This is a genomic window from Agromyces humatus, from assembly GCF_021228295.1.
In the GTDB taxonomy this organism is placed as follows: domain Bacteria; phylum Actinomycetota; class Actinomycetes; order Actinomycetales; family Microbacteriaceae; genus Agromyces; species Agromyces humatus.
In genome coordinates this window covers 1-22,474 of sequence record NZ_JAJQPD010000006.1, presented here as the reverse complement: position 1 = coordinate 22,474, position 22,474 = coordinate 1, and the positions used below count along the sequence as shown (strand labels likewise).

The window sequence follows — 22,474 nt, the reverse complement described above, 5'->3', positions numbered from 1 at the left end:
GTGTCGAACCGGTGGTCCGGGGTGTCAACGACGAGTGGTGACCACGAGTACCCGATGAGTACCGATCGCGAGCGCGACGAGTACCGGCCTGCGAGATGGTGCGGTCATGAACACCACGCAGAACACCCAGCGCATCATCGCCACCGCGATCATCGCGGTCACGGCCGGGCTCGCACTCGCTTCGTGCGCCACCCAGGTCGTTCCCGAACCCGTCCGACAACTCACGAATGCGCAGGTCGCCGAGTTGCGGTCGGGCCTCGCTGATCTCGCCGAGAGCCGGGCGCAGATGTCTCGCGATCTCGCGACGCAGCGCGCCGCGATCAACGCCGAACGGATCGCCGGTCAGCGTGATCTCGCCGAGAGCCGTGCGCAGCTGTCTCGCGACCTCGCCGAGCAGCGTGCCACCGCCGACGCAGAGCGGGCGCAGGGAATGCTCGACCTCGCCGAGGCTCGCGCCCAGATGTATCGCGAGCTCGCCGAGCAGCGTTCCGCGGGCTGATTGGACCTGTCCGAGCGCCTCCCGGATCGGGCAGTGCGTCGACGCGGGTCGCGGCGCATCCGACTGGCTAGTCTGGTCGCATGACGCCCGACCCCGACGACGACGCACTGCGCTGGGAGGGCGACGACGACCCCACGCTCGCCCCCGGGTGGAAAACCGTCGGCACGCCCGTACCGCTCGTCGGCAACACTGAAGGCTCGACGGATGACTCGACGACGACGCTCGACGATGAAGCCCGTGCCGAGGCATCCGACAGCGAACACACCGGCGCAGCGCAGACCGGTTCGGTCGAACTCGTCGTGCTCGGCATTCTCGGCGGCATCTACCTGCTGTACACGATCGGGTGGTTCATCACCGCGATGCGCACTCCGGCACCTGGCCTCGGCATCGTCGACGACGCGATGTACACCCTCGGGCTGTGGCTGGCGGTGCTCGCACCGGCGCTCTGGCTGGGGCTCTCGTTCTGGCTCTCGGGCAGTCGGCGCTCGCGCCTGCTGTGGCTCATCGGCGGTGCGATCGTGCTCGTGCCCGTGGCGTTCGTGCTGGGGGTGACCGCATGAGTGCCGAATCGGCAGACGTGATGCCATCGGCGGCAGAATCCCGCACCCCGCTCTGGCTCGACGTCGCGCTCGCGGTGCTGTTCGGGCTCTTCTTCGCCTACGACGTGTGGGAGGTCGTGGGGTCGATCGTGCAGCTCACCGGCCTGGGTCTCGCCTTCTCGGCCGTCGGCTGGGTGCTGCTCATTGCGGCTCTGCTCGCGCCGGTCGCCTCGTTCGTCGCGGCGTTCGCGCTCGGCCGGCGGCGTGGGGTCGTCGCGAAGGCCGCGCTGTACCTGGCGGGCCTCGCCGTCTCGGCCGCGCTGTTCCTCACGCTGACGGTGCTGCTCAACGTCAGTGGCGGCATCGTCGTCCCCTGACGGCACGTCCCGTGACGTCACGGAGTCGGCTGCGCGACAGCCTCTCCCGTAAAGTAGTGCCGGTATCGGCGCCGCCAAAGGCGGGGGCGCTCTCGTTGGCGCGCGAGTCGCGCATCGTCCCGAAGGAACCGTACGTGTCAAAGCCGGTCGTGCTGATCGCCGAAGAACTTTCGCCCGCCACCGTCGACGCCCTGGGGCCCGACTTCGAGATCCGCAACGTCGACGGCACCGACCGTCCAGCGTTGCTCGACGCGCTGTCCGATGCGAACGCGATCCTCGTGCGCTCGGCGACGAAGGTCGACGCCGAGGCGATCGCCGCGGCACCGAAGCTGCAGGTCATCGCCCGCGCGGGCGTCGGGCTCGACAACGTCGACATCAAGGCCGCCACGACCGCGGGCGTCATGGTCGTGAACGCCCCGACGTCGAACATCATCTCGGCGGCCGAGCTCACCGTCGGGCACATCCTGAGCCTCGCACGGCACATCCCCGCCGCGCACGCCGCGCTCGCCCAGGGCGAGTGGAAGCGGTCGCACTACACGGGCACCGAGCTCTACGAGAAGACCATCGGCATTATCGGCCTCGGCCGCATCGGCGCGCTCATCGCCGCCCGCCTGCAGGCGTTCGGCACCGAGATCATCGCCTACGACCCCTACATCACTGCGGCACGGGCGCAGCAGCTCGGCGTGCAGACGGTGAGTCTCGACGAGCTGCTCGAGCGCAGCGACTTCATCACCATCCACATGCCGAAGACCCCCGAGACCACGGGCATGATCAGCACCGAGCAGCTCGAGAAGATGAAGCCGACGGCGTTCATCGTGAACGTCGCCCGCGGCGGCCTCATCGACGAGGAAGCGCTGCACGACGCGCTCGTCGCGAAGCGCATCGGCGGCGCCGGCCTCGATGTGTTCGTCGCGGAGCCGCCGCGCGAGTCACCCCTGCTCGCCCTGCCCAACGTCATCGTCACGCCGCACCTCGGCGCGTCGACCGACGAGGCGCAAGAGAAGGCGGGCGTCTCGGTCGCGAAGTCGGTGCGCCTGGCCCTTGCCGGCGAACTCGTCCCCGACGCGGTCAACGTGGCCGGCGGGGTCATCGACCCCTACGTCCGTCCGGGCATCCCGCTCGTCGAGAAGCTCGGCCAGCTGTTCGCGGGTCTTGCCCACGGCCGGCTCACGAGCATCGACATCGAGGTGCGCGGCGAGCTCGTCGACTACGACGTGAGCGTGCTGAAACTCGCCGCCCTCAAAGGCCTGTTCACGAACATCGTGAGCGAGACGGTGTCGTACGTGAACGCGCCGCTGCTCGCCGAGCAACGGGGCATCGAGGTGCGCCTCATCACCTCGCCCGATTCGCCCGAGTACCGCAACGTCATCACGCTGACGGGCGCGCTCGCCGACGGCACGCAGGTCTCGGTCGCGGGCACGCTCACCGGTCCGAAGCAGATCGAGAAGCTCGTCGGTGTGAACGGCTTCGAGATCGAGGTGCCGATCGCGACGACGCACATCATCATGGAGTACACCGACCGCCCGGGCATCGTCGCGGTCTACGGCCAGGAGTTCGGAGACGCCGGCATCAACATCGCCGGCATGCAGATCGCGCGCCGCGAGGCCGGCGGCTCGGCACTGAGCGTGCTCACGGTCGATTCGCCCGTGCCGACCGACGTGCTCGACCGCGTGCGCGAGGCGATCGACGCGACGCTCTTCGTCGAGGTCGACATCACCGAGTAGCGACTTCGTCGATCGAGTCGGCCCGCCAGGGCCGTATCGAGACCATCGATGTTCCGGATGCCTCGGCGCGGCGCTGTCCGCAGCGTTGGTGTCGGGGCATCCGTCGTGTCAACGTGCGTCGCGGGCGATGCGCTCGAGCAGGGCGACGAGGGCGTCCATCTCTGCCGGGCCGACCTGGTCGTCGGCGTCGATGCGGGAACCGAGGTCGGCCTGGAGCGCGGCATGGTGGTAGAGCCCGTCGCCGATGAGCGTGATCGCCAGGGCGAGCGACGGGTCGGCGACATGCCGCCTGATCTCGATGAGCCACCGCGACTGCACGGCATCGATCGCCTCGGCAGCCTGCAGGTCGCCGCCCTGCGCGAGGCGCACGGTGGCGACGAAGCTGTGATCGAGGGGCGACTTGACGTCGACCGACGAGCGTACGAAGTATGAGATCGCGCCCTCGGGAGCGGTGTGGATGAGGTCGACGTCGTCGTCGACGAGTCGATGCAACCGCTCGATGAGCCCGGCGATGAGCGCATGCCGCGAGCCGAAGTGGTAGAGCAGACCACCCTTCGAGACGCCGGCGGCGCGGGCGGTGGCGTCGAGCGTCGCGGCGCGCTCGCCCTCGGCGATGATGATGCGCTCGAAGGCGTCGAGAACCGCCTCGCGGGCGACTGGGGGGCGGCTCATGACCCCATTGTGGTGGACGGCTGGGTGCTCATGCTGTTACTATACCAACCGGACGGTACAGTAACAGAACCACGACGAACGAGTAGAGCATGACCGACCTCACCCAGACGACACGCCCCGCGCCGGTACAGGCGCCGAGCTCCGCTGCGCGCGCCCGAGCACCTCGCCGAGCCTGGCTCGCCCTCGCCGTGCTCATGCTGCCGACGCTGCTCGTCTCGGTCGACAACACCGTGCTGAGCTTCGCCCTGCCCGCGATCTCGCGTGACCTGGCTCCCACGGCGGCGCAGCAGCTCTGGATCATCGACGCCTATCCGCTCGTGCTCGCCGGGCTGCTGGTCGCGATGGGCAGCGCCGGCGACCGCTACGGTCGCCGTCGCATGCTGCTGGTCGGATCGATCGGGTTCACCGTGGTCTCGGTCGCCGCGGCGTTCGCGCCGACCGCCGAGGCGCTGATCGCGGCGCGGGCGGCCCTCGGCTTCTTCGGCGCGATGCTGATGCCGTCGACGCTCTCGCTGCTGCGCACGGTCTTCGCCGATCGCGAGCAGCGCAGACTCGCGATCGCGATCTGGGCGTCGGGATTCGCGGCCGGCTCGGCCCTCGGCCCCATCGTAGGCGGGGTGCTGCTCGAGCACTTCCACTGGGGATCGGTGTTCCTGCTCGCCGTGCCGGTGCTGGTACCCATGCTCATCCTCGTGCCGCTGCTCATCCCCGAGAGCCGCGATCCCGCGCCGGGTCGCATCGATCTCGTGAGCGTGCTGCTTTCGCTGGCCGCAATGGGACCGGTCGTGTACGGCATCAAGTCGCTCGCGACCGAGGGGGTCGCCGGGGGAGGCATCCTCATGATCGCGGTCGGCGTCGCCGCAGGCGCCTGGTTCGTACGCCGTCAGCTGCGCAGCGGCTCGCCCATGCTCGACGTGCGGCTGTTCCGAAAGGGATCGTTCGGCGGTGCGGTGCTCATCAACCTGTTCAGCGTCATCGCGCTCGTCGGGTTCCTCTTCTTCGTCTCGCAGCACCTGCAACTGATCTCTGGACTCAGTCCGGTCGCGGCCGGGCTGGCACTCCTGCCCGGGCTCGTCGCGATGATCGTCGCGGGCCTCGTCGTCGTGCCGATCGCCCGACGGGTGCGGCCCCGTGTCATCGTTCCCGTGGCGCTCGGGCTCTCGGCCACCGGGTACGCGATCGTCGCGTCCAACGCGACCGCCGACTCGATCGCCCCGCTCGTCATCGCGTTCGTGCTGCTCGGCGTCGGAATCGGCGCGGCCGAGACCGTCTCCAACGAGCTCATCCTCTCGAGCGCACCGCCGGCGAAGGCGGGCGCCGCGTCAGCGGTCTCCGAGACCGCCTATGAGCTCGGCGCCGTGCTCGGAACCGCTGCGCTGGGGTCGATCCTGGCGGCGCACTACCGCGCGGCCATCGAACTTCCCGGCGCACTGACGGCCGCCCAAGCCGAAACGGCTCGCGAGACGCTCGCGGGCGCAGTCACCGTGGCCGAGCAGCTTCCGGCATCGATCGCCGACCAGCTTGCGACATCCGCTGCGCTCGCCTTCGACCAGGGGGTCGTCGTGACCTCGCTGATCGGGGTCGCGCTCATGGTCGTCGCCGCGATCATCGGGGCGGTATCCCTGCGCAACCCGACGCCCGCGCGGGCGGAATCGCACGTGGAGTGAGCGAACCGCTCAGAGCTCTTCGGGCGTGGACCGCTCGTTGCGGGTGACCTGGTCTCCGGTCGCCGGGTCGACCGTGGTGCGAGAGGTCGCCACCGTTCGGCGGCGGCGTGCCAGCAGCACGATGCCGAAGATGATCACGATGACGCCCGCCGCCATGAGGATGTAGCCGACCAGTTGCAGGTTGATCCATTCGACACTGATGTTGAGCGCGAAGGTGAGGATCGCGCCGATGACGACGAGCACGATTCCGAGGCCGATACTCATGTGGGTCCTGCTTTCTCTTCGGCGGTCTCGTGGGCCGCGGCTCTCGATGAGGCGGATGCCTCGTCTTGAGCCCGAGTGTATCGAGAGGCCACACTCGTGGACAGTACGCTGGAGGGGTTGACATTCGGAGGAGCATTCATGGGTGAAGCGGTCAAGCTCGCGGTGATTCCCGGTGACGGGATCGGTCCAGAGGTCGTCGGCGAGGCACTCAGGGTGCTCGCCGCGGTGACCGAGGGCACCGATCTCGTGTTCGAGCAGACTCGCTTCTCACTCGGTGCCCAGCGCTACCTCGAAACCGGCGACGTGCTGACCGACGACGACCTCGCGGCGATCAAGGGACACGACGCGATCCTGCTCGGCGCGGTCGGGGGCGTGCCCGGCGATCCGCGACTCGTCGGCGCCAACATCGAGCGCGGGCTGCTGCTCAGGCTGCGCTTCGAGCTCGATCACTACGTCAACCTGCGGCCGTCGGTGCTCTACCCCGGTGTCGCGAGCCCGCTCGCGGATCCCGGCGACGTCGACTTCGTCGTCGTTCGCGAGGGGACCGAGGGGCCCTACGTCGGCAACGGCGGCGCGATCCGTGCGGGTACGCCGCATGAGGTGGCCAACGAGGTTTCGGTCAACACCGCCTACGGGGTCGAACGGGTCGTGCGATACGCGTTCGCCGCGGCATCCGCTCGCCCGCGCAAGCGGCTCACCCTCGTGCACAAGACCAACGTGCTCGTGTTCGCCGGCTCGCTCTGGAAGCGCACGGTCGACGCCGTCGCGGCCGAGTACCCCGAGGTGACCGTCGATTACCTGCACGTCGACGCGGCGACGATCTTCCTCGTCACCGATCCTGCTAGATTCGATGTCATCGTCACAGACAACCTCTTCGGCGACATCCTCACCGATCTGGCCGGCGCGATCAGCGGCGGCATCGGCCTCGCAGCCTCGGGCAACATCAACCCCGACGGCCGATTCCCCAGCATGTTCGAGCCGGTACACGGCTCCGCACCCGACATCGCCGGCACGGGCATCGCCGATCCCACCGCCGCGATCCTCTCGATCGCACTCCTGCTCGACCACCTCGGTCGGGCAGAGGTCGCCTCGAAGGTCCGCGAGGCGGTCACCGCCGATGTCGCCGAACGCGGCGACGCGAAACGATCGACCTCCGAGGTCGGCGACGCGATCGTCGCCCGAATCGGCGCACTCGACTGATCCAGCGCACGAAAGAAGACCATCATGACGATCAACCTCCCGCTCCAGGCACCGTCGGCCGCAGGGCTCATCTGGCAGGTCACGCGCAACGAGCAGGCGAAGACGCCCGCCGAGCGCGACGCGATCCTCGCCGACCCGGGCTTCGGCAACCACTTCACCGACCACATGGTCGACGTCTGCTGGAGTGAGAAGGGCGGCTGGCATCGCCCGCGCGTCTCGCCCTACGGCCCGATCGCACTCGACCCTTCGGCTGCAGTGCTGCACTACGCGCAGGAGATCTTCGAGGGCATGAAGGCCTACCGTCACGCCGACGGATCGGTCTGGACGTTCCGGCCCTACGAGAACGCGGCGCGCATGCAGCGATCGGCGGCGCGTCTCGCGCTGCCCGAGCTGCCGAGCGAGATCTTCATCGAGTCGCTCAAGCAGCTCATCGCGGTCGACGCCGACTGGGTGCCGAGCGCGCCCGAGACGAGCCTGTACCTGCGTCCGTTCATGTTCGCGAAAGAGGCGTTCCTCGGCGTGCGTCCCGCGAAGAAGGTCGCCTACTACGTGATCGCGAGCCCCGCCGGCGCGTACTTCCACGGCGGTGTGCAGCCGGTGTCGATCTGGCTGTCGACGAAGTACGCGCGAGCCGGCAAGGGCGGCACGGGTGCTGCGAAGACCGGCGGCAACTACGCGTCTTCGCTGTTGCCGCAGGCCGAGGCGGCCGAGCACGGCTGCCAGCAGGTGCTGTTCCTCGATGAAGGCACGTACCTCGAGGAGCTCGGCGGCATGAACGTCGTGCTCGTCTACAGGGACGGCACGCTCGTCACCCCCGAGTCCGACTCGATCCTCGAGGGCATCACGCGCGACTCGGTGCTGCAGCTCGCGCGCGACCGTGGGCACGCGGTCGAGAGCCGGCGGGTGACGATCGACGAGTGGCGCGAAGGAGCGGCATCCGGAGACATCGTGGGTGCGTTCGCGTGCGGTACTGCCGCCGTGATCACGCCCATCGGGCGCTTGCTCGCAGAGGACTTCGAGATCGTGCACGCGGGCGACGCCGCTTCAGAGCTTGCACTGTCGCTCCGTGAAGAGCTCACCGGCATCCAATACGGCCGCGTCGAAGACCGTCACGGCTGGCTGACCCGCCTCGACGCGTGAGTCCGGCTGCGCGAAGCTCAACCTGACCAGGGGGCGCGGGGGTGCGCGTCGATCTGCTCGAGGCCGCTGTCGTCGTCGCGGGTGCAGACCGATTCGGATGCCTCGAAATTGCGTTCGATGTCGGTGGGTGCTGGGATCATCGTTCCATGGCAGAGACATTCGACAACGCAGGGGCCGGGCTGCTCGACCCGCTCGCGGGTGTCGATCTGACTGCGTTCTTCGAGTCCGAGGCGGCCGTGGGTCCAGAAGGGGCCGCTGATTCAGATGCGACGTCGTTCGACGTGTCTCCGTTCGAGTCGGATGCGTGGTTCGAGTTCTCGGAGGCGTCAGCTCCGGCTGACGCGTTCGCGGAATTGTGTTCCGCGTTGGATGCGGCCGAGTCGGCGCAGTTCGAGGTGAACTGGGCGATGGCCGCCCATCTTGATGCGGTCGCCCGGGCTCTCGCTCTGGCGGCGCGGCAACCGGGGCTGTATCTGCGGGGCCACGCGTGCGCGGGGTCGGATGCGGCGGAGCTGGCGGTGCGGGCGGCGGCAGCCGAGTTGTCGATGCGGTTGCAGGTTCCGGCGGGCACGATCCGAACCCGGGCGCACGAGGCGACGGTGTTGCAGACCCGGTTGCCGGGAGTGTGGGCCCGGTTCGTCGATGGGGTCGCCGGGTATGTCGATGCCAGGGTCGCGGTCGACGCGGCGGCCGGGTTCGGCGCGGGTGATGCGCGTCTTGCCGAGCTCGACGACGCGCTCTCCTCGGTGATCGGCACCGTGAGCACGGCGCGGTTCCGGCAGCGGGCTCGCACGGTGCGAGCCGGGCTCGAGCGCGACCGCCTCGAGGTGCGGCACACGCGCGCGTTCGCGCAGCGTCGGGTCGTGGTCGAGCATGTCGATGACGGCATGGCGTGGGTGAGCCTGTACACCAGCCAGGTCGACGCGGCCCGAGTGTGGGCCAGGCTCGACGCGACCGCCCGACGCGACGTCGGCGCGGCCGACGAGCCGCGCAACCTCGACCAGTTGCGTGCTGACGCCGCGGTGGCGTGGCTGGCCGGCGACGGCACCCCGAGCGCGGCTCGCGCCGAAGTGATCGTCACCGTCCCGGTGTTGAGCATCGCAGGGGTCGACACGGCGCCGGGCATGCTCGACGGGGTCGGCCCGATCGATGTCGCGACCGCCCGGCAGTTGTTCGCCGATGCGCCCTCGTTCCTGCGGCTCGCCGTCGACCCGATCACCGCGGCTCCGCTGGCGCTCGACCGCACGAGATACCGGCCCACGAAGGCGCAACGCCTCTGGCTCACCCTCACGCACGGCCGCTGCACGAGGCCGGGTTGCGATCGACTCGCCATCAGCGCCGATATCGATCACCAGATCGACTGGCAACACGGCGGAGCCACGAACGCCGACAACCTCAGCCCCGCATGCCGGGGCGATCACCGCCTCAAACATGCCAGCCAGTTCACTCACACCAAGAACCGCGACGACACCGTCACCTGGCTGAGTCCCACCGGCCGCGCATACACCGACCCGCCGCCCTTCTGATCTCGGGGCACCGTGCTCGATGCGAACACCGGTCGATGTTGCAGTTCTTCGACGCCTTGAGTGCCTGACCACCCCCGAGCGCCAAGCTCTAGTCTTGAGCGCATGAAGATCGCGCGGTTCAGCCATGGTGAGACCATCTCGTTCGGCATCATCGACGAGGAGGAGGACGAACTCGTCGTGCTGAAGGCCGACCCGATGTTCGCGGGCTACGAGCCCACGGGCGAGCGTGTGCCCCTTGGTGAGGTGAAGCTGCTCGCTCCGGTGATCCCACGGTCGAAGGTCGTCGCGGTCGGCAGGAACTACCATGACCACGCCGCCGAGATGGGAGGCGAGGCCCCGGCCGAGCCGCTGTTGTTCTTGAAGCCGAACACGTCGGTGATCGGGCCAGACGACGCCATCGTGCTGCCGAAGCAGAGCGAGCGGGTCGAGCACGAGGGCGAACTGGCAGTGGTCATCGGGCGCATCGCGAAGAACGTCAGCGAGGCCGATGCCGAGCACGTGATCTTCGGGTACACGATCGCGAACGACGTCACCGCTCGCGACCTGCAGCGACGCGACGGCCAGTGGACGCGGGCGAAGGGGTTCGACTCCTTCTGTCCGCTCGGTCCGGTGATCGACACCGAGGTCGACTTCGTCGGCGGAACCATCGAGACGAGCGTCAACGGCGTGCGCAAGCAGGAGGGGCGGCTCGCCGACCTCGTGCACTCGGTGCCCGCGATCGTCGCCTACGCCTCGAGCGTGTTCACCTTGTTGCCCGGCGACGTGATCCTCACGGGCACCCCAGCGGGTGTCGGCCCGATCGTCGACGGTGACACCGTGGAGGTCACGGTCTCGGGCCTCGGCACGCTCTCGAATTCGGTGCGCTCCGCCTGAGCGGCGCTTGGCGGCGGCTGATGGCGTTTCGGCTCGTCAGCCGGCCGAACGAAGGTGCGTCAGCACGAGACCGACCGGTACGCCGATGAGCACCGCGGCCAGCACGAGTCTCGCGAGTACACGGGTCGAGCGCCCCGCCGACACTCGCGAAGCCGGGGGCGTCGCGAAGGTCGCCCTCAGTGCGGCCACGAGCGGTACGACGAGCAGCAGCCCGCCGACATCGGCGACCAACGGCAGACGTGCGAGCGCGCCGACCATGACGAGCAGGTTGCCCGCATTCCAGGCCGCGAGCGCGCCCCACCCCCGACGGCCGTTGGCCCAGCCGACGTGCGCGAACGATCGGAAGACGAGGCACTGGGCGACGCCGCAGACGAGCACGAGGTAGGCGGCGAGCCAACTGCCGCGCTCGAGTTGCAGCGGCCCGGCTACTGCAGCGACGAGCCCGCCGGCGATCACGAGTGCGACGCCGAGCGCCTCGCCCACGGCGGTGGGCCGGATGCTGGATCTGACGGCGACCGTCGATGCAGCGGTCACCGCCCGGCCTCAGCCGAATCGACCGGCTCTGCCACCGAAATCGCGCCCGCTGCCGCTGCGGGCGCGCCGCTGTCGGCGGCGATCGAGGCACGCCCCCCGCGTGCGCGCCCGCGCCCCGTGCCGAGCACGGTGAGCAGGAGCTGCGCCGGCCCGATCGCCTCGACGGCGTGCCGCACACCGGTGTCGAGTTGCACGATCGCGCCGACCGCGAGGTCGACGCGGTCATCGCCGATCGTGACCACCGAGCGCCCCGACAGCCCGCGGATGAGGATCGGCGCCACCGCAGTGTGGTCGCGCAGCACGGCACCGCGGCCGAGGCTGATGAGCACGAGCGAGACTCCGTCGTGTGCGAAGACCCGGCGGGTGCGCACCTCGCCGTCCTCCGGCGGCAGCTCATCCAAGAGGTGCGCCTCGTCCGCGGCGATGATCCGATAGCCCGAGTCCATAGCCCGATCCTTCCGACGAATCCGATGTCTCGACTCCCGATCGCTCGAGATCCAGTTGAATTTAACGTATCAGAGTCCGGTTTATTCGCGGAAAATCGTTAGGCTTGAGCCATGACACCGCAGCCGAGCGAACGCCGCGAACCCAGTGAGGGACGCGAATCCCGCGACATCCGCGACCGCGACGACATCGCCCGGCTCGTCGACGCCTTCTACCGCAAAGCGTTCGCCGACCCGCTCATCGGCCCCATCTTCACCGAGGTGGCGCGGATGGACCTCAACCACCATCTCCCGATCATGTGCGACTTCTGGGAGACGGTGCTCTTCCGCACGGGCGCCTACCGGCGCAACGCGCTCGCGCTGCACGTCGGTCTTCACGCGAAGTCCCCGCTCGGCGCGGCGCATTTCGACCGCTGGCTCGACCTCTGGGTCGCGAACGTCGACGAGCAGTTCACGGGCGATGCGGCCGAACGGGCGAAGACGCAGGCCCGGCGCATCGCCGGGTCGATCCGCCGCCGCCTGGAGGGGCGCTCGGGTTCGAGCTTCGAGACGCTCTCGACCCGCGGAAAGCTCGAGTACGAGGGAGTTCTCGATGCGCTCGGCCGCGACTGACGAGGTCCCCCCGCGCGGCGGCCACGGCGAGCCGGCTTCGCTCGCCCTCCTGTCGTCGGCGAGGCGTCGCGTGCTCGCCGCGCTGCGCGAGGTGTCAGCGCCCGTCGACGCCGCCGCTCTCGCCGAGGCGCTCGGCGTGCACGTCACGACGGCGCGCTTCCACCTCGATCAACTCGTCGAGGCCGGCGTCGTCGCCGCGACCGCCGAACGCACCGCGCGCCGGGGACGCCCGCGGTTGCGGTACGCACTCGTCGCCGACGCTGATCCCCGCGCCCGCGACGAGCGCGCGCGCGACCGACTCATCGAGGTGCTCGCCGAGACGCTCGAGGCGCAGGGCGCCGACGCGGGGCGCTCGCTCGCTCGCTCGGCCGGGCGACGCTGGGCGGCGAGCCTCGAGGCGCACGAAGCCGATCCGCCGGTCCGCCTCACCCGCATCCTCGATGAGCTCGGCTTCGCGCCCGAGGCGACCCCAGAGGGTATCGCACTGCACGCCTGTCCGTTCCGCGAGTCTGCGCGAGCTCACCGCAACATCGTCTGCTCGGTGCACGACGGGCTCATCCGCGAAGTGCTCGCGGGCGAGGCATCCGACGCGAACCACCCGCCGATCGAAGCGCGCCTGATGCCCTTCGTGACGCCCGAGCGCTGCCTCGTCGCGCTCAGCGCGAGGCGCTGAGCGGCATCCGCCGCCCGGTGACGGCGGCGGCCGCGCTTGCGACATCGTCTTCGTCGTTCCAGAGGTGGAAGGCGACGCGCGCCCGGCCTGCGCGCCCCGAGGCGACCACGCCCGACGCGGTGAGCGCCGCGAGGTCGCTGCCGTCGGCGTCGGGCCACGTCACGATGGCGCTGTCGGATGCCGCGAGCCCGAGCCGCTCGCGGAATGCGTTCGCGAGCCCGACATCGTGCAGTTGCACCTCGCGCATGTCGAGCGCGGCCGCGAACCCGAGGGCCGCCTCGGCCCCGGCCCAGGCATGCCATGCGGGGGAGACCTCGAACCGGCGGGCACCCTCGGCGAGGTGAAGCTCCGGGCCGTAGCATGACGCCCACGGGTCGTCGCCCGAGTACCAGCCCGCGGTGTGCGGAATGAATTCGTCGACGGCGCGGTCGCTGACGGCGGCGAACGCGGCGCCGCGCGGAGCACCGAGCCACTTGTAGGCGTGGCAGACGATGAGGTCGGCGTCGAGGCCGGTCGTCGGCATCCACCCGGTGGCCTGCGTGGTGTCGAGCAGGATGAGCGCGCCGGCCGCGCGAGCCGCTTCGGCGACGGATGCCGCGTCGGCGACCTCGCCCGTGGCGGACTGCACGAGCGAGTACGAGACCAGCCAGGTCGACGGGGTGATCTCATCGGCGAGCGCGCCGAGTGGCACGTGCCGAACCCGCAGGTCGCCCCGCGCGAGGAACGGTGCGACGACCGACGAGAAGTCGCCGTCGACGCAGAGTACCTCGGCGCCCGCCGGAGCCGACGCCGCGGCGAGCCCGGCGAACACCGAGACCTGCGAACCGGTTGCGATGCGGTCGGCGCGCGTGCCGAGCAGGGTTGCGGCGTGGCCGCGAGCGCGTTCGAGTGCCGACGAGTAGTCGGCGGCGGTCGCCTCGCCCGCCGACCAGCGTTCGAGGTCACGGCGCACGGCGTCGCGGGTCACGTCGGCGGGCAGGCCGAGCGTGCAGGCCGCGAGATAGCCCCGACCGGCCGAGAAACGATCGCGTGATGGGTGCATGCCGTCAAGTCTTGGCGGGAGACATTCATTCGACAACCGCCAGTATTGGATCACATGCATTCCCTTCGATTATGATTCAGGCATGTCGGATGCCTCGACCGAAGCACTCGCCGCCGCGCTCGACCTGCAGACCGTGCGCGTCGTGCGCCAGATCGCCGAGCGCGGCTCGCTCACCGCAGCCGCCGAGGCGCTCGGGTACAGCCAGCCCGCCGTGAGCCAGCAGCTGCGCCGCTTCGAGGAGCGCACCGGCATCGCGCTCGTCGAGCGCGTGGGCCGGGGCATCCGCCTGACCGAATCGGGCCGGGTGCTCGCGCGACACGCCAACGCCGTCGCGACGGCACTCGAGGAGGCAGCCGGCGAGCTCGCCGAGATCCGCGGCCTGCGCACGGGACGGGTGCGGCTCGTCGCCTTCCCGTCGGCGTCGGCGACGCTCGTGCCGCGACTCATCGCGCGGCTTACGGCCTCGCATCCCGGTCTCGACCTGACCTACGTCGAGGCGGAACCGCCCGAGGCGGTGGCGGCCGTGCGCGTCGATCGCGCCGACCTCGCGCTCACGTTCAGCTATCCGGGTGACCGCGACGACCCCCATCGGGCGAGCGCCCGCGGCCTCGAGGTTCGCCCGTTCGGCGACGAGCCGATGCGACTGGTGCTGCCCGTCACTCACCCTGCGGCCGCTGATGAGGTCGTCGGTCTCGAGCAGTTGCGCGACGAACCCTGGATCGCCGGCTGCCCCCGCTGCCGCGGTCACCTGCTCGAGCTGGCCGCCACCGCGGGCTTCGTGCCGCGCATCGCGTTCGAGACCGACAACTTCGTCGCCGTCGAGGGCATGGTCGCGCAAGGGCTCGGGGTGGCACTGCTGCCCGACCTCGCGCTCGCCGCCTCACCGCGTCATCGCGGAGTCGTCGTGCGGCCGACCGCCCACGCCGATGTGCGGTCGCTGCATCTCGTCACCGCGAAGGGCGCCGAACGGGTGCCCGCCGTCGGTGCCGCGATCGCCGCGCTCGAGGGGCTCGCCGGTCGCTAGCATTGAAGGGTATGTCTGAGACAGCCCACCCCCTCACCCAGGCCACCGGTAGCGACATCCGTGTGCGCTTCTGCCCCTCACCGACCGGCACGCCGCACGTCGGTCTCGTGCGCACCGCCCTCTTCAACTGGGCCTACGCACGCCACACCGGCGGCACGTTCGTGTTCCGCATCGAAGACACCGACGCTGCGCGCGACAGCGAAGAGAGCTACGAGCAGATCATCGACGCGCTCACCTGGCTCGGCTTGACCTGGGACGAGGGCATCGACGTCGGCGGGCCGCACGGCCCGTACCGGCAGTCGCAGCGCGGTGACGTCTACGCAGGCATCATCGAGCAGCTGAAGGCCGCAGGCCACCTCTACGAGAGCTACTCGACCGCCGAAGAGATCGACGCACGCAACGAGGCCAACGGCCGTCCCAAGCAGCACGGCTACGACAACTTCGATCGCGACCTCACCGACGAGCAGCGTGCGGCATTCCGCGCCGAGGGGCGCGAGCCCGCGCTGCGCATGCGCGTGCCCGACGTCGAGCTCGCCTTCGACGACCTCGTTCGGGGCCGTATCGACTTTCCCGCCGGATCGACGACGGACTTCGTGGCCGTGCGCCCGAACGGCGTGCCGCTCTACACGTTCGTGAACCCCGTCGACGATGCGCTCATGGGCATCACGCACGTGCTGCGCGGCGAAGACCTGCTGAGCTCGACGCCGCGGCAGATCGCGCTCTACCACGCACTCATCGACATCGGGGTGACGTCGTTCATCCCGCGTTTCGGCCACCTGCCCTACGTCATGGGCGATGGCAACAAGAAGCTCTCGAAGCGCGACCCCGAGTCGAACCTCTTCCACCACCGCGACCGCGGGTTCATCCCCGAGGGCCTGCTCAACTACCTCGCGCTTCTCGGCTGGGGCTTCTCGGCCGACCGCGACGTGTTCAGCCGCGACGAGCTCGTCGCCGCGTTCGACGTCGAGAACGTCAACCCGAACCCGGCACGATTCGACCTCAAGAAGGCCGAGGCCATCAACGGCGACCACATCCGCCAGCTCGACGTCGCCGACTTCTCGGCACGCACGGTGCCCTACCTGCAGGCGTCGGGCGCCGTCTCCTCGCCGATCACGCCCGGCGAGGAGGCGATCCTCGTCGAGGCCGCGCCGCTCGTGCAGGAGCGCATCGGCCTGCTCGGCGAGGCACCCGGCATGCTCGGCTTCCTGTTCACCGATGCCGCGTCGCTCGAATTCGACGAAGCCGCCGTCGGTGCGCTCCCGGCAGACGCGTCCGCCGTGCTCGTCGCCGCTCGCGATGCACTCGACCGGCTTCCTGCCGAGGCGTGGACACACGCCGAGATCGAGGAGGCGCTGCGCGGCGCCCTCATCGACGGACTCGGGCTGAAGCCGCGCGTGGCGTTCGGTCCGGTGCGCACGGCGGTCTCGGGGCGGCGCGTCTCACCGCCGCTGTTCGAGTCCATGCAGATCCTCGGCAAGGTCGACTCGCTCGCACGCATCGACCGGCTCGCCGCGCTCATCGCGTAGCCCGCCCGGCGGCCGAGGAGCGCCGCCCGGGGCGGCACGTATCGAGACCAGCTCAGTTTGGCCGGGGGCAGCCCGGTAGGCTACAGTTGACTCTCGGCCCGAGGCTTCGGTTTCAGGCCATTGGGGTATGGTGTAATTGGCAACACGGCGGTTTCTGGTACCGTTGTTCTTGGTTCGAGTCCAGGTACCCCAGCACATTCTGCAGTGATCGAAGCCCGGGAATTCCGGGCTTTCTTCATGCTCCGGGTCGCATGCGCGACCCGCGGCCGGGGCTCGCGCGCCCCGCGCCCCAGGCCTCGAGGTGGCACGACGCGGCTCCTGCCGGGTTGAGTCGAAGCAGCGCCCACGATGCCACTCGCCGCGCATGCGAGCCTGCGTGACATCCGGGTTTGCATCCGACCGCCGCGTTTGTCACGCTGTGAGGCGTGCCGTCATCCTCGCGCTCCGCGTTCGCGGGTCTCTCCGTGAAGCGCCTCCTCCTGATCGCGGGCGGCGCGGTGCTCCTGCTCGGCATCGCCGTCCTCATCGCGCGCGGTCTGCGCACCCTGCCGGGGGTGCAGGCGTTCATCGCGGAGTATCCCGGCCACAGCGTACTGCCCGACGATGCACCGGTGGGCATCCCGGCCTGGCTGGCGTGGCAGCACTTCTTCAACGCCTTCCTGCTCGTGATGATCGTGCGCACGGGCCTGATCGTCCGGTCGAAAGTGCGCCCGCCGGCGTTCTGGACGCGCGACAACACCCGCTGGCCGCGCACCGACGGCGCTCCGCGCCGCCTCGGCATCTCGGTGTGGCTGCACCTCGTGGTCGACGCATTCTGGGTGCTGAACGGCGTCGTCTACGTCGTGCTGCTGTTCGCCACGGGCCAGTGGGTGCGCATCGTTCCCACCGACTGGTCGGTGGTGCCGAACTCGATCTCGGTCGCGCTGCAATACCTCTCGCTCGACTGGCCTGTCGAGAACTCATGGGTGTCGTACAACGACGCGCAGGTGCTCGCCTACTTCGCCGTCGTCTTCATCGCCTCACCGCTCGCCATCCTCACGGGGCTTCGGCTCTCCCCGGGCTGGCCGATGCGGGGCGCGCTCGCGAAGGCCCCGCCTGAGCGCTTCGCCCGGGCGGTGCACTACCCGGTGATGCTGTTCTTCCTGCTGTTCACGTTCGTGCACGTCGTGCTCGTGCTCGCGACCAACACGTTGCGCAACCTCAACCACATGTACGCGGCGCGCGAGGGCGATGACTGGGTCGGGTTCGTGATCTTCGCGCTCTCGATCGTCGCGATGGTCGGCGGGTGGGTGCTCGCCCGGCCACTGCTGCTGGTACCGGTCGCCGAGCGGTTCGGGTCGGTCCGACGGATGCCGCAGCCGCAGCGGCCTCCCGCCCACCAGCCGCCGGCAACACACCGCTGAGCACCGCCCCATCGGGCCGACGCCCGGCGACTCACGTCGCTCGCTGCTGGACAGCGCGCGTTCGCTGAGGTTCCATTGATGCAGACGGATCGCACACTCACCGCGGGGGACCCTGCCCATGGTCGAACGAAACAAGCGCAACCGGGATTTCGCCGAGACGCGGACTCCGGTCGGCGTCATCGGCGGGCTCATCGGGCTCGTCGCTGCCTCCACGGCGGTCGCCGCGCTCGTCGTTGCCGCCGCGACGCCGGCGATCGCGATGGTCGGCCTTGCGGCATCCGGCACCATCGGCATGTTCGACAACCTGCCGGGATACCTCGAGATCGACGAACTGTCCGAGAAGAGCAACATCTACGCCATCGGCAACGACAAGAAGCCGGTGCTGCTCGCGTCGTTCTACGACCAGAATCGGGTCGAGGTCAGCTGGAGCGCGATCGATCAGGACGTGAAGGACGCGACGATCGCGAGCGAAGACCCGCGCTTCTACGATCACGGCGGTGTCGACATCCAGGGCACGCTGCGTGCGGCGGTGACGACCGCGAGCGGGCGCGAGACGCAGGGCGGGTCGTCGATCGCCCAGCAGTACGTCAAGAACGTGCGGGTCCAGGAATGCGAGCTGAATCCCGACGAAGCCGTCCAGGACGACTGCTACGACGCAGTGACCGAGACCACCATCGATCGCAAGATCAAAGAGATGCGCCTCGCAATCGGCATCGAGAAGCGCTACAGCAAAGACGAGATCCTGCTCGGCTACCTGAACATCGCAGGCTTCGGCGGCACGGTCTACGGCATCGAGGCGGCAGCGAACTACTACTTCGGAGCTTCGGCGTCGAACCTCACGCTCGCGCAGGCGGCGTCGCTCGTGGCGATCGTGAACAACCCCGTGAAGTTCCAGCTCGACAAGCCGAACAGCGAGACCAACGGTGTGGCGAACGGCTATGCGCAGAACCTCGGCCGGCGCAACTACATTCTCGGCCGCATGCTCGCCCTCGGCAAGGTCACCCGCGAGCAGTACAACGAGGCGGTCGCCACCCCGGTCGAGCCGAAGATCGTCGAGCCGAGCACCGGCTGCCACACCGCGGGCACGAACGCGTATTTCTGCGACTACGTGAAGAACATCCTCCAGACCGACCCGATCTTCGGTGAAGACGCCGAGACGCGCATGATGAACTTCCGACGCGGAGGCTACGACGTGTACACGTCGCTCGACCTCGATCTGCAGGTCGCCGCCGATCGTGCGATGCGCGAGAACGTGCCGATGACCTATCCCGGGTGGGATGTCGGGGGAGTGATCTCGAGTGTGCAGGTCGGCACCGGTCGGGTGCTCGCCATGGTGCAGAACAAGCTGTACAGCCAAGACCCGCTCGTGCTGCAGAAGGGGCCGCAGTACACGAGCATCAACTACAACACCGATTACTCGCAGGGCGGGTCGAGCGGGTTCCAGCCCGGGTCGACCTACAAGGTCTTCACGCTCGCACAATGGCTGAACGAGGGTCATTCGCTCAATGAGCGCGTCGACTCGGCGGTGAAGTCCAACTGGGGAACCTTCCGCGACAGCTGCCTCGGCGACTGGAACACCAACGCTGAAGGGTGGAACCCCAGGAACGACGCGAACGAATCCGGCGGCAATTACTCGGCTCTCGAGTCGACGATCGGTTCGATCAACACCGGGTTCGTCGGTATGGCGAAGAGGCTCGACCTCTGCGGCATCCGGAAGACGGCGGAAGCGTTCGGGATGCACCGTGCGGATGGCACCCCGCTCCAGCAGTTTCCGTCGACGGTGATCGGCACGAACGAGATTGCTCCGTTGAGCCTCGCTGTCTCGTTCGCCGGCATCGCCAACAACGGCGTGACGTGCAGCCCGATCGCCATCGACCGCATCGTCGGCCGCGACGGCGAAGAGGTCGCGCCGCCGAAGTCCGTCTGCTCGACATCGGTCTCGCCCGAGGTCGCCGCCAGCATGCATTACGCACTGCGACGCGTCATGACCAGCGGCACCGCCCAGCAGTCCGACCAGAACACCGTGCCGTACGTGCCGCTCATCGGCAAGACCGGAACGACCGATGGCGCAAAGGACACCTGGATGGCCGGCGCGAGCACGAAGGTCGCGACCGTGGCGGCGGTCGTCAGTGTCACCGGCGACCGCAATCAACGCGGCACGTTCTTCGACAGCGGGCAGGCGGCGACGGCCCGGCACCGCATGTGGCCCATCGTGATGTCGGTCGCCGCGGCGAAGTACGGCGGGGACGGGTTCACCGAGGCAGCGCCCGGCCCGGTCCAGTCCTTCGGAGACGATTCCGACGGCGGTGGCGGCAACAACGGCGACGGCAATGGGCCCGGAGGCGGCCAGGGCAACGGAAACGGCAATGGCGGCAACGGCAACGGCGGTGACGGCGGCGACTGAACTCGGGCGCACGAACGGGGCGGTCGAGGATCTCGACCGCCCCGTTCGGTGTCTGACTACGCCGTCGCGGTCTCCGCGCTGCGGAACCGTACGCGGTGCACGATCCACGCCGCGATTGCGGCAGCGGCCACTCCGAGCAGCACGAGCAGCCAGGGGAGCAGCGTCATCGGCGAGACCGTCGACGTGCCGGCGGCGAGGGTCTCGGTGCCGGTGGCGAGCTGCCCGTTGCCGTCACTGAGTTCGCCGGCGCCATCGGCGAGCTCGCCGGCGCCCGATGCGAGGGTCGCGCTGCCGTCGGCGAGCTGCTGCGTGCCGTCGGCGAGCTCTGCCGCGCCGCTCGAGAGGGTGCTCGTGCCCGCGGCGAGGTTTCCCGCACCCGCACTCAGCGCGCTCGCGCCGACCGACAGCGTGCCTGCTCCGGTCGAGAGTCGCTGCGTGCCGTCGGCCAGTCGACCGGCGCCTGCGGCGAGCTCGCCCGACTTTGTCGCAAGGCGATCCGTGCCGGCGGCGAGTTCGCCGGATTTGGTGAAGAGGGTGTTGGTGCCGGCGGCGAGTTCGCCGGATTTGGTGAAGAGGGTGTTGGTGCCGGCGGCGAGTTCGCCGGATTTGGTGAAGAGGGTGTTGGTGCCGGCGGCGAGTTCGCCGGATTTGGTGAAGAGGGTGTTGGTGCCTGCGGCGAGTTCGCCGGCCTTGGTGCCGAGCAGCTGGGCTCCTGCGGCGAGCTGGCCGGATCCGTTCGCGAGGAGGACGGCGTTCTCGGCGAGGCGTGACGAGCCCGCTGCCGCATCGGCGCTACCCGTCGTGATCTGCCCGAGCGCGCTTGCGAGCGTCGAGGCACCCGCATCCAACGAGTCCACTGCACCCTTCGCCGCTGCGATGCCGCCGCTCAACTGCGTCATGCCGGATGCGACCGTCTCTGCTCCGTCAGCGAGACCCGACGCGCCGTCGCGGGCGGCGATCGACCCGTCGCGCCACTGCGCGACCTGCGCCACGAGCGCGGCGTCGGCGCCCGAGGCGACCAGCGCGGAGTGAAGGGCCGAGAGGCCCGAGGCCAGCTCACTGTTCGCCGTCGCAAGTTGCCGGGCACCGCCATGCACTGTCGCTGCGCCCGTCGCGAGTGTCGCCGCGTTCGACCGCAATGACGCCACGCCGGTCTTGAGCGATGTCAGGCCGCCGGCAAGTGTGTCGGAACCGGCTTTCGCCTGGGCCGCCCCACCGGCCAGCTGCGACACCCCGGCGGACAGGCTCGCGGCACCCGCTGCGAGCGCGGTGTTGCCGGCGGCGACCGTGCCGGTCGAGGCGGCGAGATCGGCACTGCCGGTCGCGAGGAGTCCGGCGCCGGTGTTCGCGGCGCCGATTCCGGCGGAGAGCTGGCCTGCGCCGGTGTTCGCGGCGCCGATTCCGGCCGACAACAGGTTGGCGCCGGTGTTCGCCCGGCCGATCCCGGCGGCGAGCTGGCCGGCGCCGGTGTTCGCGGCGCCGATGCCGGCCGAAAGTCGATTGGCGCCGGAGTTCGCGGAGCCGATGCCCGCGTTCAATCGCTGGGCACCACTGTCCAGGTCGCCGGCTCCGGCGACGAGCCGGCCGGCGCCGTTGCTCAGTTCCGAGGCCCCGTTCGCACTCGTCGCGGCTCCGTCGGCCAGGGCGTAGGCGCCCGCTGCGGACTTGTCGGCACCAGCCTGGAGCTTCGCGGCACCGGCAGCTGCCGACGTGGCTCCTGCAGCGACCTTGTCGGCCCCCGCGTCGGCCTTCGCCGCGCCGTCTTCGAGGTCACCGGCGCCCGCCGAGAGCTGGGCGGCCCCGTCGGCGAGCTGCGTGGAACCGTCGCCGACCTTTCCAGCGCCCGAAGAGAGCAGCGTGGCTCCGTCGTGCAGCTTGCCGGTCGTGAGCAGGAAGAACGCGGCGAGTGCGACGAGCGCGATCGCGAGGATCACGGCCGTGACCTTCACCCCCGTGCCGTGCTGGTGTGCTGTGGAATCGAATCTCGTCATTGAGGGCTCCTGTGGTCGCTCGGGCGCGACGGCGCACGTCATCGCCCGGGGTGGGTGCAAGACGATGACGGTGCGGGTCATCGAGTGCGCATCGCGCTATCTGCGGGATGTCGCGCCGCCAGGAGGGCCGACATGCGAATGGCGCGTCACCATCGTCGGTGCCGCCGGGTACCGCAGTCCCTGAGGGTGGCACGAATGTAGCAGCGCTGGAGGTTGCCGCAGGGTTCACGGCCGAAGTTGTGGGTGACGTCCCCTGGGGTGGTGGGGTTTCCGGCAGGGTCGCCTTCGTCGTAGACGTTGGTGAGCCATCGTGCGATGGTCAGTGAGAACTGTCTAGGAAT

At 69.6% G+C, this 22,474-nt stretch carries 23 protein-coding genes and 1 tRNA gene; 16 read left to right on the top strand and 8 right to left on the bottom strand.

Annotation, left to right across the window (positions count from 1 at the left end):
• Positions 1-106 precede the first annotated feature (106 nt).
• The 4 genes from LSF15_RS11275 (at position 107) to serA (ending at position 3,139) form a co-directional block, all read left to right on the top strand.
• Complete coding sequence (locus LSF15_RS11275) at positions 107-499, top strand: hypothetical protein (RefSeq protein ID WP_232498637.1); 393 nt, start codon at positions 107-109, stop codon at positions 497-499.
• Positions 500-579: 80 nt separating this feature from the next.
• The gene (locus tag LSF15_RS11270) at positions 580-1,059 is read left to right on the top strand and encodes a hypothetical protein (protein WP_232498636.1); all 480 of its coding nucleotides are present in this window, start codon (positions 580-582) and stop codon (positions 1,057-1,059) included.
• Complete coding sequence (locus tag LSF15_RS11265; RefSeq protein WP_232498635.1) at positions 1,056-1,415, top strand: hypothetical protein; 360 nt, start codon at positions 1,056-1,058, stop codon at positions 1,413-1,415. Before LSF15_RS11270 ends, LSF15_RS11265 begins: the two co-directional genes overlap by 4 nt.
• Before the next feature lie 134 nt (positions 1,416-1,549).
• Entirely contained in the window at positions 1,550-3,139 is a 1,590-nt protein-coding gene (serA, locus tag LSF15_RS11260) for a phosphoglycerate dehydrogenase (protein ID WP_232498634.1), read from the top strand.
• Positions 3,140-3,247: 108 nt separating this feature from the next.
• Here serA and LSF15_RS11255 read toward each other — a convergent pair whose 3' ends face one another.
• Positions 3,248-3,811, bottom strand: coding sequence for a TetR/AcrR family transcriptional regulator (locus LSF15_RS11255; protein ID WP_232498633.1), 564 nt, complete (start codon positions 3,809-3,811; stop codon positions 3,248-3,250).
• An 89-nt stretch (positions 3,812-3,900) separates the two neighbouring features.
• On the opposite strand from LSF15_RS11255, the gene LSF15_RS11250 reads away from it, so the two are divergent.
• Positions 3,901-5,478, top strand: coding sequence for an MFS transporter (locus LSF15_RS11250; protein WP_232498632.1), 1,578 nt, complete (start codon positions 3,901-3,903; stop codon positions 5,476-5,478).
• A 9-nt stretch (positions 5,479-5,487) separates the two neighbouring features.
• Here LSF15_RS11250 and LSF15_RS11245 read toward each other — a convergent pair whose 3' ends face one another.
• Positions 5,488-5,742: a DUF6458 family protein gene (locus tag LSF15_RS11245; RefSeq protein ID WP_232498631.1), complete on the bottom strand. Its 255-nt coding sequence runs from the start codon at positions 5,740-5,742 to the stop codon at positions 5,488-5,490.
• A 138-nt stretch (positions 5,743-5,880) separates the two neighbouring features.
• On the opposite strand from LSF15_RS11245, the gene LSF15_RS11240 reads away from it, so the two are divergent.
• Both LSF15_RS11240 and LSF15_RS11235 read left to right on the top strand, forming a co-directional pair.
• On the top strand, positions 5,881-6,942 hold the full coding sequence (locus LSF15_RS11240) for a 3-isopropylmalate dehydrogenase (RefSeq protein ID WP_232498630.1): 1,062 nt from the start codon (positions 5,881-5,883) through the stop codon (positions 6,940-6,942).
• A 24-nt stretch (positions 6,943-6,966) separates the two neighbouring features.
• Positions 6,967-8,082 (top strand): branched-chain amino acid aminotransferase, encoded by a 1,116-nt coding sequence (locus LSF15_RS11235; RefSeq protein WP_232498629.1) that lies wholly within the window; start codon positions 6,967-6,969, stop codon positions 8,080-8,082.
• A 17-nt stretch (positions 8,083-8,099) separates the two neighbouring features.
• Here LSF15_RS11235 and LSF15_RS18820 read toward each other — a convergent pair whose 3' ends face one another.
• Positions 8,100-8,222 (bottom strand): hypothetical protein, encoded by a 123-nt coding sequence (locus LSF15_RS18820; protein WP_269756392.1) that lies wholly within the window; start codon positions 8,220-8,222, stop codon positions 8,100-8,102.
• Between the two features lie 6 nt (positions 8,223-8,228).
• Between LSF15_RS18820 and LSF15_RS11230 the strand changes: the two genes are divergently transcribed.
• Both LSF15_RS11230 and LSF15_RS11225 read left to right on the top strand, forming a co-directional pair.
• Positions 8,229-9,608, top strand: a complete 1,380-nt coding sequence (locus LSF15_RS11230; RefSeq protein ID WP_232498628.1) for an HNH endonuclease signature motif containing protein — start codon at positions 8,229-8,231, stop codon at positions 9,606-9,608.
• 102 nt (positions 9,609-9,710) lie between these two features.
• Positions 9,711-10,481, top strand: coding sequence for a fumarylacetoacetate hydrolase family protein (locus tag LSF15_RS11225; RefSeq protein ID WP_232498627.1), 771 nt, complete (start codon positions 9,711-9,713; stop codon positions 10,479-10,481).
• A 36-nt stretch (positions 10,482-10,517) separates the two neighbouring features.
• Here the strand turns inward: LSF15_RS11225 and LSF15_RS11220 are convergent, their stop codons facing one another.
• Both LSF15_RS11220 and LSF15_RS11215 read right to left on the bottom strand, forming a co-directional pair.
• Positions 10,518-11,015 carry a hypothetical protein gene (locus tag LSF15_RS11220; protein WP_232498626.1) on the bottom strand — a complete coding sequence of 166 codons (498 nt, stop codon included), beginning with the start codon at positions 11,013-11,015 and terminating at the stop codon, positions 10,518-10,520.
• A complete protein-coding gene (locus LSF15_RS11215; protein ID WP_232498625.1) occupies positions 11,012-11,461 on the bottom strand; it encodes a cupin domain-containing protein in 450 nt (149 codons plus the stop codon). The genes LSF15_RS11220 and LSF15_RS11215 overlap by 4 nt, the downstream gene beginning before the upstream one ends.
• 111 nt (positions 11,462-11,572) lie before the next feature.
• On the opposite strand from LSF15_RS11215, the gene LSF15_RS11210 reads away from it, so the two are divergent.
• The gene (locus LSF15_RS11210; protein WP_232498624.1) at positions 11,573-12,070 is read left to right on the top strand and encodes a group III truncated hemoglobin; all 498 of its coding nucleotides are present in this window, start codon (positions 11,573-11,575) and stop codon (positions 12,068-12,070) included.
• Positions 12,051-12,743: a helix-turn-helix transcriptional regulator gene (locus LSF15_RS11205; RefSeq protein ID WP_232498623.1), complete on the top strand. Its 693-nt coding sequence runs from the start codon at positions 12,051-12,053 to the stop codon at positions 12,741-12,743. The genes LSF15_RS11210 and LSF15_RS11205 overlap by 20 nt, the downstream gene beginning before the upstream one ends.
• On the opposite strand, the gene LSF15_RS11200 is transcribed toward LSF15_RS11205, so the two are convergent.
• On the bottom strand, positions 12,727-13,785 hold the full coding sequence (locus LSF15_RS11200; protein ID WP_232498622.1) for an aminotransferase class V-fold PLP-dependent enzyme: 1,059 nt from the start codon (positions 13,783-13,785) through the stop codon (positions 12,727-12,729). The genes LSF15_RS11205 and LSF15_RS11200 overlap by 17 nt on opposite strands.
• A gap of 82 nt (positions 13,786-13,867) precedes the next feature.
• Here LSF15_RS11200 and LSF15_RS11195 point away from each other — a divergent pair, with 82 nt between their 5' ends.
• The 5 genes from LSF15_RS11195 (at position 13,868) to LSF15_RS11175 (ending at position 20,142) form a co-directional block, all read left to right on the top strand.
• Positions 13,868-14,809: a LysR family transcriptional regulator gene (locus tag LSF15_RS11195; protein ID WP_232498621.1), complete on the top strand. Its 942-nt coding sequence runs from the start codon at positions 13,868-13,870 to the stop codon at positions 14,807-14,809.
• A gap of 11 nt (positions 14,810-14,820) precedes the next feature.
• Positions 14,821-16,335, top strand: coding sequence for a glutamate--tRNA ligase (gene gltX, locus LSF15_RS11190; protein WP_232498620.1), 1,515 nt, complete (start codon positions 14,821-14,823; stop codon positions 16,333-16,335).
• 121 nt (positions 16,336-16,456) lie between these two features.
• A tRNA-Gln gene (locus LSF15_RS11185) sits at positions 16,457-16,528 on the top strand.
• A 271-nt stretch (positions 16,529-16,799) separates the two neighbouring features.
• A complete protein-coding gene (locus tag LSF15_RS11180; RefSeq protein WP_232498619.1) occupies positions 16,800-17,738 on the top strand; it encodes a cytochrome b/b6 domain-containing protein in 939 nt (312 codons plus the stop codon).
• Positions 17,739-17,856: 118 nt separating this feature from the next.
• Positions 17,857-20,142 carry a transglycosylase domain-containing protein gene (locus LSF15_RS11175; RefSeq protein ID WP_232498618.1) on the top strand — a complete coding sequence of 762 codons (2,286 nt, stop codon included), beginning with the start codon at positions 17,857-17,859 and terminating at the stop codon, positions 20,140-20,142.
• A gap of 56 nt (positions 20,143-20,198) precedes the next feature.
• Here the strand turns inward: LSF15_RS11175 and LSF15_RS11170 are convergent, their stop codons facing one another.
• Positions 20,199-22,133: a YhgE/Pip domain-containing protein gene (locus LSF15_RS11170; protein WP_232498617.1), complete on the bottom strand. Its 1,935-nt coding sequence runs from the start codon at positions 22,131-22,133 to the stop codon at positions 20,199-20,201.
• Positions 22,134-22,279: 146 nt separating this feature from the next.
• On the bottom strand, positions 22,280-22,474 hold a 195-nt coding region (locus LSF15_RS11165), incomplete at its 5' end, for a hypothetical protein (RefSeq protein ID WP_232498616.1).

Bases quoted from the DNA above. Each gene is read 5' to 3' on its own strand.
- LSF15_RS11255 (WP_232498633.1), bottom strand. From the start codon at position 3,811: ATGAGCCGCCCCCCAGTCGCCCGCGAGGCGGTTCTCGACGCCTTCGAG.
- LSF15_RS11175 (WP_232498618.1), top strand. From the start codon at position 17,857: ATGGTCGAACGAAACAAGCGCAACCGGGATTTCGCCGAGACGCGGACT.
- LSF15_RS11200 (WP_232498622.1), bottom strand. From the start codon at position 13,785: ATGCACCCATCACGCGATCGTTTCTCGGCCGGTCGGGGCTATCTCGCG.
- LSF15_RS11265 (WP_232498635.1), top strand. From the start codon at position 1,056: ATGAGTGCCGAATCGGCAGACGTGATGCCATCGGCGGCAGAATCCCGC.
- LSF15_RS18820 (WP_269756392.1), bottom strand. From the start codon at position 8,222: ATGATCCCAGCACCCACCGACATCGAACGCAATTTCGAGGCATCCGAA.
- LSF15_RS11225 (WP_232498627.1), top strand. From the start codon at position 9,711: ATGAAGATCGCGCGGTTCAGCCATGGTGAGACCATCTCGTTCGGCATC.
- LSF15_RS11210 (WP_232498624.1), top strand. From the start codon at position 11,573: ATGACACCGCAGCCGAGCGAACGCCGCGAACCCAGTGAGGGACGCGAA.
- LSF15_RS11170 (WP_232498617.1), bottom strand. From the start codon at position 22,133: ATGACGAGATTCGATTCCACAGCACACCAGCACGGCACGGGGGTGAAG.
- LSF15_RS11245 (WP_232498631.1), bottom strand. From the start codon at position 5,742: ATGAGTATCGGCCTCGGAATCGTGCTCGTCGTCATCGGCGCGATCCTC.
- LSF15_RS11235 (WP_232498629.1), top strand. From the start codon at position 6,967: ATGACGATCAACCTCCCGCTCCAGGCACCGTCGGCCGCAGGGCTCATC.
- LSF15_RS11250 (WP_232498632.1), top strand. From the start codon at position 3,901: ATGACCGACCTCACCCAGACGACACGCCCCGCGCCGGTACAGGCGCCG.
- LSF15_RS11195 (WP_232498621.1), top strand. From the start codon at position 13,868: ATGTCGGATGCCTCGACCGAAGCACTCGCCGCCGCGCTCGACCTGCAG.
- LSF15_RS11275 (WP_232498637.1), top strand. From the start codon at position 107: ATGAACACCACGCAGAACACCCAGCGCATCATCGCCACCGCGATCATC.
- LSF15_RS11270 (WP_232498636.1), top strand. From the start codon at position 580: ATGACGCCCGACCCCGACGACGACGCACTGCGCTGGGAGGGCGACGAC.
- LSF15_RS11240 (WP_232498630.1), top strand. From the start codon at position 5,881: ATGGGTGAAGCGGTCAAGCTCGCGGTGATTCCCGGTGACGGGATCGGT.
- LSF15_RS11205 (WP_232498623.1), top strand. From the start codon at position 12,051: ATGCGCTCGGCCGCGACTGACGAGGTCCCCCCGCGCGGCGGCCACGGC.
- gltX (WP_232498620.1), top strand. From the start codon at position 14,821: ATGTCTGAGACAGCCCACCCCCTCACCCAGGCCACCGGTAGCGACATC.
- LSF15_RS11230 (WP_232498628.1), top strand. From the start codon at position 8,229: ATGGCAGAGACATTCGACAACGCAGGGGCCGGGCTGCTCGACCCGCTC.
- LSF15_RS11215 (WP_232498625.1), bottom strand. From the start codon at position 11,461: ATGGACTCGGGCTATCGGATCATCGCCGCGGACGAGGCGCACCTCTTG.